The organism is Endozoicomonas acroporae, from assembly GCF_002864045.1.
Classification (GTDB): Bacteria; Pseudomonadota; Gammaproteobacteria; order Pseudomonadales; family Endozoicomonadaceae; genus Endozoicomonas; species Endozoicomonas acroporae.
The window spans coordinates 1-12,829 of sequence record NZ_PJPV01000158.1 but is presented as its reverse complement, the minus strand read 5'-3'; the positions used below and the strand labels follow the sequence as shown (position 1 = coordinate 12,829).

At 52.3% G+C, this 12,829-nt stretch carries 4 protein-coding genes; 1 reads left to right on the top strand and 3 read right to left on the bottom strand.

The genetic code is table 11. The annotated features are described in order from the left end of the window. Both CX664_RS21170 and CX664_RS21165 read right to left on the bottom strand, forming a co-directional pair. Nucleotides 1-3,109: ATP-binding protein (locus CX664_RS21170; protein ID WP_180966577.1), on the bottom strand; the 3,109-nt coding region annotated here is incomplete at its 3' end. 149 nt (nucleotides 3,110-3,258) lie between these two features. Further along, nucleotides 3,259-9,843, bottom strand: coding sequence for an AAA family ATPase (locus CX664_RS21165; protein WP_101748649.1), 6,585 nt, complete (start codon nucleotides 9,841-9,843; stop codon nucleotides 3,259-3,261). 44 nt (nucleotides 9,844-9,887) lie between these two features. Here CX664_RS21165 and CX664_RS26635 point away from each other — a divergent pair, with 44 nt between their 5' ends. Continuing rightward, nucleotides 9,888-10,058, top strand: coding sequence for a hypothetical protein (locus CX664_RS26635; RefSeq protein ID WP_163373082.1), 171 nt, complete (start codon nucleotides 9,888-9,890; stop codon nucleotides 10,056-10,058). 121 nt (nucleotides 10,059-10,179) lie between these two features. Here the strand turns inward: CX664_RS26635 and CX664_RS21160 are convergent. Next, a partial coding sequence (locus CX664_RS21160; protein ID WP_146000193.1) for a transglutaminase-like domain-containing protein occupies nucleotides 10,180-12,829 on the bottom strand: 2,650 nt, incomplete at its 5' end.

Sequence of the window (12,829 nt, the reverse complement as noted above, 5' to 3'; positions counted from 1 at the left end):
TCAGGGCCTGCGGTAGATTGGGCAGAATGATGGCGTTGGCCAGCACGGTGTCCGGCAAGGGGTTATAAAAGAAGGGTGGGAATCGGTGATTCAGCGTGTTATCCAGGTGCCGTCCCGAATAATGATCCGGATTACCGGTGAGAATAATCCGGTGCCGGTTGTTCAGTTCGTACTCCCGGCCCTGATAATGGAGCACCGGCGGCTGCCGGGTTAAACCGGCCAGGGGGGCAAGCAGACCCTCTGGCACCAGGTTGGCTTCATCGAGCACCAGCAGGGGCGGATCTTTCGATAATGCCCACTGTAGCAGTGGCCCTTCACAAAATTCGGTGCCATGGTCCTCCGCCCCATTGCCCACTGAATAACTCACCAGCTGCGGTCCGCCAAACAGGTGCTCCTGGGTGTGGTTGGGCCCAAGCTGAAGCACCTGACAGTCTGGATAATCAGCCTTGGCCGCAATGGCTCTGGCCATAAAGGTCTTGCCGGCTCCGGCCTCACCTTGCAGGAACACCACGGGATGCTCCCGGACCCTCCGGGCCAAATGCACCAGACGCCGCTCCTGCCGGGACCAGTGATGGCGCTGTCGGGCAAGGAGGGCATCGGGCAGATCCTGACATTGCCAGGGTAACTGATCATCAACAAAGTTGGTGGCCAGTAACTCCCGGATCTGTTGTGATTTCTGTTGATCGGCCTGATTCAGAATGGCAGCAATCTGGCTCTCCAGCGTCCCGGTTGTTTGGCTGATGATGATGTCTTGCCTGAGTGATGCCCGGTGAGCAATCAGGGTATCTTTTAAGGTTGAGCGCAGGTTTTCATCAAAAAAGCGTTTTTTCCGGGCCAGCCGAAGATCCACACCCAATCGCTGTGCCAGGGGCCGCTGCCGTGCGCTGCGAGCAGCGGCGACCACATAAGTGGCGAGCTCTTTCACCGAGTTGTTATTTATGTCATCCGATTCTTTGCTGTCCTGGTGAACCGTGGCCGGACAGTGCCGGGCCAGCGCCCAGAAATTGGCCTTGATGTCCCTGAGCTCCGGGGTTGGGTGTCGGGCCAGCCATTGCTCCAGGGCGGATCGGTCGGCACGGTTGTCGGTGGGCTGATCCGGATAATAACCGGCAATTTTCGCCTTGATGAAACTGTAAATCTCCGGATCGCCGCGATACGCCTTGGCCAGCAGCACATGCAAGGCTCGGCGTTGATGGCAGGGCAGAAGCCCGGGGCTACCGTCCAACAGGCGCTCTGCCTCGGCCTGTTGCTCAAACCGATACTGAAAATCCTCCCCGGTCCAGGGCGGCCTGTCCGGATAGCGCTTTTGACAGGATTGGGGCAGAGACATCAGCAGTGAGTAGACCGGGTTTTCCGGTGCGGTTGGTGGGCTGTCGGAAACGTTGAGCAGGGCGTTAATCAATGCAGAGCCGGTGGTTTGCTGCCCCGGGGGAGGCATGAAGGTGACCTGTGCCTTTGGCAGATCCATCTTATGCCCATGAATAAACAGGTAAGGGGCGGGCAATAACAGGGTTTCCAAGTTGCCAGCCAATTCCGGGTTGCACTCCAGACCATAAAGGGTCGTTGGCGTCCCATTGACCAGGGCATCCAGCAGTGGACTGTTGGTCAGGGAAAAAGTGAAACGGTTCTGGCTGGTGAGGTTGACCTGTTGCAGGGATTCCAGGGTGTCCCCGGGGTTGATCTGGTAGGTGAAAGTGCCGCAGTGTGGGTTGCAGGCCAGGGTGGTTGGACAGTAGCCAGCCCTTGCAGGGAGCAGTCGGTCGGTTGGCAAATTAGCAAACAAACGTGGTCTTTTACTCGCCGGTAACTGCTCCAGTTGGCACAGTAACCATAACCACTGTTTGTCATTCAGCTCGCCAGTGAGTACCAGTTGCCTGCAACCTTGCAGCAGATTGGAGAGCATGTTCGTTTGCACAACGGCAGTGCCCTCCACCATCACATGGCCTTTGAGACGCTCGATTGAGCTGCCGTTAATCACCACAAACGGGCTTTGGGGACAAAAAATGGTGCTGTCGCTGATCGTCTTATCTTTCCGGGCATTGAGTTCGGTGGCACAGATATGCGCTACGGACAGGGATATCTGCTCAGGCAGCCGGACCCATTGTTTGTTGGCGGTGAATCCGCCAACCCGTATGGCCGTTGCCAGGTCTGCTTGGAAGCCAGTGTCTTCCCATGGTGCGTTGTTAAACACCAGGTGGGTATTGTCTTTCAGGTTGGCCAGGGCCCCTTCAGAAAAAACCAGCTGCCCCCGGGCATTGAGGGTGATACCACCAAACAGTTGGTGGTACCAGTGGTCGGTGGTGGCAAAGTCGATGGTGACGCGGAGGGCATTGGCCGGGATGTCTTCCGTGGTTTTTTGTGCCAGCAGGGTTTCATCGGTCACCGAATCAGCAATATAGCAGTCGGCTTCTGATACGGCCTTTTCCGGCATTTGCCCCAATCTGCGCCAGAGATCAGGGTTGGCGGGTTTACTTCCGTCCAGCATCCCGTGGTTGACCAGAAATACCCGCCGGATGTGGTCGCCCAGTGGTTTATTGTTACATTTGGGTCCCACCTGAAGAAGGTCATTAAAGCTGGCGATATCACCGGGTGTCATGGCGGTCAGGTCAAAAACCAGGGTCATCGGCTCATCCGTAAACAGTCGGCCTTCTGCTTTTTGTAATTGGCCGCCCTCTAGCCAGGTTTGTTGCATCAGGCCCTGTTTTTCCAGATCAGCCAGCGAGCGAATGCAATACGTTGCAGGCTGTTCATGGCGTAATTGATCAATAATTCGCTGTTGGGTTAACGGAGTATTGGCAAAATAGAACTCACCGGTGCTCAGGCTCTGATGGGCCGCTTCCTGATCCGTTGAGCGGGCGGTGGAGTGATCGCTTGGAAAGTGAGAGGTAACTTGACAGACAGTGGCAGGCCTTTGTCCTAAATCAGGCGTTGGGACTTTTTGAAGTTCTATCAATCTTGATCGCTTTGCTGAAGATTGCTGAAGCGTTGCCTGTCCATCGGAAAAATCCGATATTTTCCTTTTGTTTCCCACCTGATGTGGTAAAGAGTGGGTTATTGTTTGATTTGGAAAAGAGTGATAATTGATAACTTCATTTGTTATTTTGTCCATTTGATCATCCATGCCTGATTTATGAATGCCGGTGTCATTAGATTATGGACAACAAAATAATAAGAACGTTCCTTCCACTGCAAACGCATGAACATTTATCGAGCAGTCACTGTTGAGCGGTTTGCTAATGTTTCCTTCTCCCTATTTTCCTAATCTGTGATCAATGCAAGAAACTCATCTAAAAGGACAAGCAAATCATCCTTCTGAAGAACGACAGCGGATGGTTGGTTAAAACAGTTTTTTATATGTTCCGGGGGTAATTTTAATTGGGCCATGGGATCAACTCTGTGATTGCTATACGTAAGGACCTTCTCCCAGAAAGGCTGCGCTGTAACACAATAGAAATCATAAAGGTGAGTCAACCAAATGGGAGGAGTGTCATTCATGTGGTGTGCTGCCAGCCAATAAAAGAATGTTTTTTTTATTATCTTGTTTAATTCTACAAAACTCTTTTCACTCTCATATATTTCACTAATTTCTGACCTTATTCCGGATTTACTTATTCGAGCAATCTTGTTGTTAACATCTTCTGTTGGTAAAGAAGTACAATCGAAGATAATGGGTTTGTAGCTTGTAGATTTTGATACGTTCAGGAAAGCAGCCTCGCCGGACATAAGCTTATCAGGGATGATAACGCTATTGCCCACAGGTTGATGGTGGAGTTGTGGATGGATGCGATGCTGCGATAGCCGCTCCAAAAGGGACCGGCTCATGGTCATCGTTTTGATAAGGTTTATGCAGCATTGTGAAAGTCGTATATCATCATTCCTTATTGGCTTAAGAGTATTAGTTTTTATGGGTCTTAGAGAATAAGACATAAGCAATGATTTTACCCGGTCTTTTAACTGACAGGAGTCGCAGGACCCAGAGAAACTCTGTAAGATAACCATTAATATGTATTGCAAAAATTGAGGCACTGAACGGTAAAGATCACATAACCAGTTCAAATAGTGCACATCAGGCTCTTGTGCCTGTATCAGCTGAGATAATATCTTCATTTGACTTTCAATGAAGCAATATTTCATACCGCTATTGCTTTTATCATCCACCATACGCCAAGTGCTTTTTTCTATGATACTTTCCCAATCTTTTATGGTTTCACCAAACCGATAAAACATTTGTGGCGATAACAGTATCCCCCAGTTTTTCCCAAAATCTCTGATAGAAATGTCGGAGTCTGCAGGTCTTCTGTTGAATTCAGAGTAGATATCTTTAAGTTCGTGCAACATCATGTCAAAAAGGATTGCACTTTTGCTTGATTGTAATTGTTTTGCAAGAGAATTCAGATAAATGTTAATCGAAATAATGATGTCTTCCGTTGAATCGCTAAGTTGGTCGGAATCGGCATACCCCTCGATTGGTATCAGGTCACAATAGACTGGTAGATGATAATCCCGCCAGTCGGGTTCTGTGATATCTGCTGTGGACCGTCCGCCACCGCTGAGCTGGTATTGTCGCCAGGTGTGGCCGCCATCGGGGCTGATCTCAACAAAACAGTGCGAAGCATTCACTACTTGCCGCGCAGGAATACCCCAATAATGGCAGAGCACCTGGAAGATCGTCGCTTTGTGTCGGCAAACCCCCTGTTTCTCCCTGAGCATATTCAGCAAAAGTTGTTCATCTTGTCCGGTGACATTTTTGCTATCGGAAAATGTATTCAGCCAACCCATCAACGCCCCGAGTCGTTGCGGGATATCACTGATCCCATGGATGTTACGCAGCTCTTCATAGGCTTTGCAGGTGTTGGTTTTTTTGGCAAAAATCTTTTCTGCCAGCAGATCTGCAAGCCGCTGACTGCACACTCCCTCTGGTAATGTCAGCCACTCGCCCGGTCTCAGCAGGGTAAAATAGGTTTGCTCGGGAGCAATGATAAAGTCCACCGTAACCGGTGATGCTGAGGATGCCTGACTTTTGATTAACAGTTGCCCTGTCAGCTCGCTTCGGGCCAGCTCAACGGGGGTTTTCGGGGTGCAGCGCAGTGCCCGGAGCTGGTCTCTGGGCGTCAGGGAAGGCAGGGGCTGCCACTGGTTATTCAGGATCAGCGTAAACTTGCCGGGCAGTTCATCTGCGCCAAGGTTGGTCCGCCAGACGTTATCATCAGGCCATCCTGGCAACGATGTTAGCGTGCCATTTGTCCAGTCGATGGGGTAGTCACGCAACCGGCCGTCTTCATCCAGACGGGTCTCCCGAAAAAAGAGACGATATTGGCGGGCATCGTAAGGGCGTTTGGGGAAGTGCCTGTCGACTTTATAGTGGCGGGGCACCAAAATATCGCCAAATTTACAAGGATATGCCGAATGACCGGTTTGTTGCGGGTTTACCGTTGACCCGCTATTGCGGCTGATCTTCATATTTTGCTGCATGGCTTGTGCAATGGTCATGACGTCCTGATCTGTTGCCTCCGGTGTCACCGTGATTACCCGATCACCACAACGGGGTACAGGCCCGAATGTTACCGTGATGGGCATCAACAGTCCGGGTATGCTATTGGCGCTGGCCTCAAGGTCCCGGCGCCGTCGTTCTTCCTGCTGGATGCGTTCCAGACGTGCGGTATCCTCCTTCAGCGGAGGCAGCGGTGTCGGCAAGGCACGAAAGGGCAGTGACAAGTGTTTACGCAAGGCCTGATGCCAATGTTCAGACCGCTGACTGGCCAGCTGCCGGGCGCTGCTGAACAGGTCGTCCAGTGCCAGTTGCACCGGGCGGTTCTGCTGATGCAGTGCTGTGGCCAGTTGGTGGAAGTGACCCGCCAGCCACTTGGGCAACCCATCAGGTATCTTGGGCAAACCCTGCACCAGCCCTTCCAGTTCTTCCGGGGTAAGGGCAGCCAGCCTGACCTGGGTGCAGCGGCTCGTCAGGGCCTTGCTCAGCGCTTCCCGTCCGGCAAAATAGCCGGGATTGATGGTGGCAAACAGGCGAAATCCCCGTGCTGCATGGCCGGTCAACACATGATTCAGCAACCCTTCTACATAGTGGCTGGGAATCAGGTTAAGCTCACTGATGGCAATCAGTTGCCCCCGGCTCATCGCCTGGTTAACGCTCTCGGCCAGAGTGGCCCACTGGTTCGGGTTGGCATTGATATGGACAAACGGACGTACTGGCCGTTGTTTCCTCTCTTGTTGTTGCCAGAGCCGGATGGTTCTGTCCAGCACAAAATCCTTGCCCCAGCCTGTCGGCCCTTCCACCAGCATGGCGGAGCGTCCCGAGTCATCCTTGTCCAGACTTTGCCAGTAGTGGTAGACCAGTCGCTGGACAGGCTCCGCAGAGAAGTCACCATCGGTGTTGGCGGCCTGCAGTCGTTGGATAAAATCAGTAAAGCTCGCGTCAACCCCCGCCATAAGGGATGGATCTTCCTTGAACTGGCCCTGGTACCAGACGTTGAGGGTTCTCAGCCGTTGCTGGTATTCCGGGGTTACAGCACCGGCCAGACTGTCCATAAATGCCCGCCTGATCAGGGCATTGACTTGCGCTGGCGTGTCGTCCCCGGTAGCGGAACAGTGACGGAGAATCTGGCGAACGGTGGCCAGCACATCGGTGATATCTCTGGGTGTGGTCTGGTCCAGCAGCTCCCGGAACTGGTTGTACAGGGTTAGTAGCCGGTCACGGGCCTGTTGTTTCAGGTGAGCAGGCCAGGCCTGCGGTAGATTGGGCAGAATGATGGCGTTGGCCAGCACGGTGTCCGGCAAGGGGTTATAAAAGAAGGTGGGAATCCGTGATTTCAGCGTGTTATCCAGGTGCCGTCCCAAATAATGATCCGGATTGCCGGTAAGAATAATCCGGTGCCGGTCGTTCAGTTCGTACTCCCGGCCCTGATAATGGAGCACCGGCGGCTGCCGGGTTAAACCGCCCAGGGGGGCAAGCAGACCCTCTGGCACCAGGTTGGCTTCATCGAGCACCAGCAGGGGCGGATCTTTCGATAATGCCCACAGCAGCAGTGGCCCTTCACAAAATTCGGTGCCATGGTCCTCCGCCCCATTGCCCACTGAATAACTCACCAGCTGCGGTCCACCAAACAGGGCTTCTGAGGTGTGGTTGGGTCCAAGCTGAAGCACCTGACAGTCTGGATAACCAGCCCTGGCCGCTATGGCCCTGGCCATAAAGGTCTTGCCGGCTCCGGCCTCACCCTGCAGGAACACCACAGGATGCTTCCGGACCCTCCTGGCCAAATGCACCAGACGCCGCTCCTGCCGGGACCAGTGATGGCGCTGTTGGGCAAGGAGGGCATCGGGCAGATCGTGACACGGCCCGGGTAACTGATCACCAACAAAGGCAGTGGCCAGCAACTCCCGGATCTGTTGTGATTTCTGTTGATCGGTCTGATTCAGAATGGCGGCAATCTGGCTCTCCAGCGTCCCGGTCGTTTGGCTGATGACAGTGCCTTGCCTGAGTGATGACCGGTGAGCAATCAGGGTATCTTTTAAGGTTGAGCGCAGGTTCCCGTCAAAAAAGCGTTTTTGCCGGGCCAGCCGAAGATCAACTCCCAATTGCTGCGCCAAGGTTAACTGCTGTTCCCAAGGGGCGGCGGCGACCATATAGGTGGCCAGCTGCTTCACTGAGTCGTGAGATACAGGATGCGGGTCCTGGCTGCCCCGGTGTACCGTGGCCGGACAGTGCCGGGCCAGCATCCAGAAATCGGCCTTGATGTCCCTCAGCTCCGGAGTTGGGTGGTGGGTCAGCCAGTGCTGCAGGGCGAATCGGTCGGCACGGTTGTCGGTGGGCTGATCCGGATAATAACCGGCAATTTTCGCCTTGATGAAACTGTAAATCTCCGGGTCGCCACGATACGCCTTGGCCAGCAGCACATGCAAGGCGTGGCGTTGATGGCAGGGCAAAAGCCCGGGGCTACCGTCCAACAGGCGTTCTGACTCGGCCTGTTGCTCAAACCGATACTGAAAATCCTCCCCGGTCCAGGGCGGCCTGTCCGGATAGCGCTTTTTATAGGATTGGGGCAGAGACATCAGCAGGGAGTAGACCGGGTTTTCCGGTGCAGGTGGTTGGCTGTCGGAAACGTTGAGCAGGGCGTTGATCAATGCTGAGCCGGTGGCTTGCTGCCCCGGGGGAGGCATGAAGGTGACCCGCGCTCTTGGCAGATCCATCTTATGCCCATGAATAAACAGGTAAGGGGCGGGCAATAACAGGGTTTCCAGGTTGGCAGCCAATTCCGGGTTGCGCTCCAGACCATAAAGGGTCGTTGGCGTCCCATTGACCAGGGCATTCAGCAGTGGACTGTTGGTCAGGGAAAAAGTGAAACGGTTCTGGCTGGTGAGGTTGACCTGTTGCAGGGATTCCAGGGTGTCCCCGGGGTTGATCTGGTAGGTGAAAGTGCCGCAGTGTGGGTTGCAGGCCAGGGTGGTTGGACAGTAGCCAGCCCTTGCAGGGAGCAGTCGGTCGGTTGGCAAATTAGCAAACAAACGTGGTCTTTTACTCGCCGGTAACTGCTCCAGTTGGCACAGTAACCATAACCACTGTTTGTCATTCAGCTCGCCAGTGAGTACCAGTTGCCTGCAACCTTGCAGCAGATTGGAGAACATGTTCGTTTGCACAACGGCAGTGCCCTCCACCATCACATGGCCTTTGAGACGCTCGATTGAGCTGCCGTTAATCAGCACAAACGGGCTTTGGGGACAAAAAACGGTGCTGTCGCTGATCGTCTGATCTTTCCGGGCATTGAGTTCGGTGGCACAGATATGCGCTACGGACAGGGATATCTGCTCAGGCAGCCGGACCCATTGTTTGTTGGCGGTGAATCCGCCAACCCGTATGGCCGTTGCCAGGTCTGCTTGGAAGCCAGTGTCTTCCCATGGTGCGTTGTTAAACACCAGGTGGGTATTGTCTTTCAGGTTGGCCAGGGCCCCTTCAGAAAAAACCAGCCGACCCCGATCATTGAGGGTGATACCACCAAACAGTTGGTGGTACCAGTTGTCGGTGGTGGCAAAGTCGATGGTGACGCGGAGGGGATTGGCCGGGATGTCTTCCGTGGTTTTTTCGGCCAGCAAGGTTTCATCGGTCACCGAATCAGCAATATAGCAGTCGGCTTCTGATACGGCCTTTTCCGGCATTTGCCCCAATCTGCGCCAGAGGTCGGGGTTGGCGGGCTTACTTCCGTCCAGCATCCCGTGGTTGACCAGAAATACCCGCCGGATGTGGTCGCCCAGTGGTTTATCGTTACATTTGGGTCCCACCTGAAGAAGGTCATTAAAGCTGGCGATATCACCGGGTGTCATGGCGGTCAGGTCAAAAACCAGGGTCATCGGCTCATCCGTAAACAGTCGGCCTTCTGCTTTTTGTAATTGGCCGCCCTCTAGCCAGGTTTGTTGCATCAGGCCCTGTTTTTCCAGATCAGCCAGCGCTCGAATGCAATACGTTGCAGGCTGTTCATGGCGTAATTGATCAATAATTCGCTGTTGGGTTAACGGAGTATTGGCAAAAAAGAACTCACCGGTGCTCAGGCTCTGATGGGGCGCTTCCTGATCCGTTGGGCGGGCGGTGGAGTGATCGCTTGGAAAGTGAAAGGTAACTTGACAGACAGTGGCAGGCCTTTGTCCTAAATCAGGCGTTGGGACTTTTTGGGGTTCTCTCAATCCTGATCGCTGTGCTGAAGATTGCTGAAGCTTTGTTTGTCCATCGGAAAAATCCGATATTTTCCTTATGTTTCCCACCTGATGTGGTAAAGAGTGGGTAATTGTTTGATTTGGAAAAGAGTGATAATTGATAACTTCATTTGTTATTTTGTCCATTTGATCATCCGTGCCTGATTTATGAATACCGATGTCAGGAAATTATGGACAACAAAATAATAAGAAGGTTCCTGCCACGGAAACCCCATTTTGCAGCGGCGGTGGCCGCCAGGGCTAAATGGACAATTCATGATGAGTGGATACTCAACCGAAAGGAAAACCAGTTCAACTGGCTGGCCGGTATGCTGATAGCATTACTACCGACGAAATCATAAGTAGTCAGAAAATATGATTTCATTTGGTTAACTACTCAGGCTCTAATTGGCTTCCGGACTGCTCTACTATGAACACTGTCTATAGCTCACGAAACATTGGTCTGGAATCCTGAAAGAGCCACTACTTATTGCTTTCATTTTCGATCTGTGCAAGAAACTCATCCAAAAGAACAAGCAAATCATCCGCCTGAAGAACGACAGCGGAAGGCCGGTTAAAATACTCTTTTAAACGTTTTGGAGGTAATTTTAATTCGGTCATGGGGTCATCTTGCGGAATAGCAGCTGTAAGCAACGGCTCATAGTCAGGCCGCCTTGCCTCAGAATAGATATTATATTGTTGAGTCACCCAAATTGGAGGAGTGGTATCATTCCTGTGATGCGCTGCCAGCCAAATAAAGAATATTTTTCTTATTGCTCCGTTGGAAACACTAACCTTTTCACTCTCACATATTTCGCTAATTACTGACTTTAAGCCGGATTTTATTTTTTCAGCAATCTTATCGTTCATCGCATTTTTGGACAAAGAAGTACAGTCGAAAATAATAGGTTTGTAGCTTGTAGATTTTGATACATTCAGGAAAGCCGCCTCGCCGGAAATCAATTTTTCAGGGATGATAATGCTATTGCCCACAGGCTGGTGGTGGAGTTGTTGATGGATGCAAGGCTGGGATAGTCGCCCCAAAAGGGAGTGGCTCAAGGTCATCGTTTTGAAAAGGTTTATGCAGTACTGTGAAAATCGTGGATTTTCGTATTCAAGAAGGCTATCCGTTCTGGGTCCTGGAGAATAAGACTCAAGCATTCCTTTTACCCGGCTTTTTAACTGACAGGAATCACAGGACCCACAGAGCGTCTGTAGGATGGTCAATAATTCATATTTCAGAAATTGAGGCACCGAGCGGTAGAGGTCACATAGCCAGTTCAAATAGTGCACATCAGGCTCATGTATATGTATCAGTCGATATAATGGTCTCAGTTTATATTCGATATCTGCTCTTCGAATATCCCTGACTACTGAAAAATTCCAGGCACTTTTTTCTATGATACATTGCCAATCTTGTATTTTATCACCCAACAGGCAAAACATTTGTGGCGATAATAACACCCCCCAATTATTCGGCAAAGCGCTGGAGCCAAAAGGTGCTCTGTGGAATGCAGAGTAGTTATCTTTAATTTGGTGCATAGTATCAGTCAGTACTGATTTTTTATTGCACGACAGTAGCAAATCTTCAAGACCCTCAAGAGAATTCTCAATTTTGTCCATTAATGCAGGACCAGTTTTCGTTGAATTGATAAAATGGTTGAAATAGGCATACCCTCTTGTAGCGGGTGGCTTCAGGTCAGAACCACCTGGTTGACCATACTCCCCCCAGTTGGGTTCTATGATATCTGCTGTAACCCGTCCGCCACCACCGAGTTGGTATTGTCGCCAGGTTTGGCCGCCATCGGGGCTGATCTCAACAAAACGGTGCGAAACATTCACTACTTGCCGGGCAGGAATTCCCCAATAGTGACAGAGTATTTGGAAGATCGCCGCCTTGTGTCGGCAAACCCCTTGTTTCTCCCTGAGCATATTCAGCAACAGCTGGTCATCTTGTCCGGTCACATTTTTGCTGTCGGAAAATGTATCCAGCCAATCCATCAACGCCCTGAGTCGTTGCGGGATATCCAGGGCCCCATTGATATCACGCAGCTCTTCATAGGCTTTGCAGCTGTTCGTTTCGGAGTAAAAAATCTTTTCTTCCAGGACTTCTACAAGCCGTTGACTGCACAATCCCTCTTGTAATGTCAGACACTCGCCCGGTCTCAGTGGGGTAAAATAGGTTCGCCCGGGGGCAATGATAAAGTCCACCGTTACCGATGATGGTGTGGATGCCTTACTTTTGATTAACAGTTGCCCTGTCAGCTCGCTTCGGGCCAGCTCGATGGGGGTGTCCGGGGTGCAGCGCAGTGCCCGGAGCTGGTCCGAGGGCGTCAGGGCAGGCAAGGGCTGCCACTGGTTATTCAGGGTTAACGCAATGTTGCCGGGCAGTTCATCGGCACCAAGGTCGGTCCGCCAGACGGTATCATCAGGCCATCCTGGCACAGGGGTTATCGTGCCATTTGTCCAGTCGATGGGGTAGTCGCGCAACCGGCCGTCTTCATCCAGATGGGTCTGGACAAAAAAGAGACGATATAGGCGGGCATCGTAAGGAGTTTCAGGGAAGTATCTGGTGATCCTGAAGTGGCAGGGAGCCACAATATCGTCAAATGCGGAGGGGGAAGCCGAATGACTGTTTCTTTTCGGCTTTACCGTTGACCCGCTCTTGTGGCTGGTCTCTGGGCCTTGTTGCATGGCCTGTACAATCGTCATGATGTCTTGATCTGTTGTCTCCGGTGTCACCGTGATTTCACGGTCACGACAACGGAGTGCAGGCCCGAACTGTACCATGATGGGCGTCAACAGTCCGGGCATGCTATTGGCGAGGGTCTCAAGGGCCCGGCGCCGTTCTTCTTGCTTCATTCGTGCCAGGCTTGCGGTATCTTCCTGCAGCGGGGGTAGCGGTGTCTTTAAAGCGCGAAAGGGCAGTGACAGGTGTTGTCGCAAGGCCTGATGCCAATGTTCAGGCCGCTGGCTGGCCAGCTGCCGGGCGCTGCTGAACAGGTCGTCCAGTGCCAGTTGCACCGGGCGGTTCTGCTGATGCAGTGCTGTGGCCAGTTGGTGGAAGTGACCCGCCAGCCACTTGGGCAACCCATCAGGTATCTTGGGCAAACCCTGCACCAGCCCTTCCAGT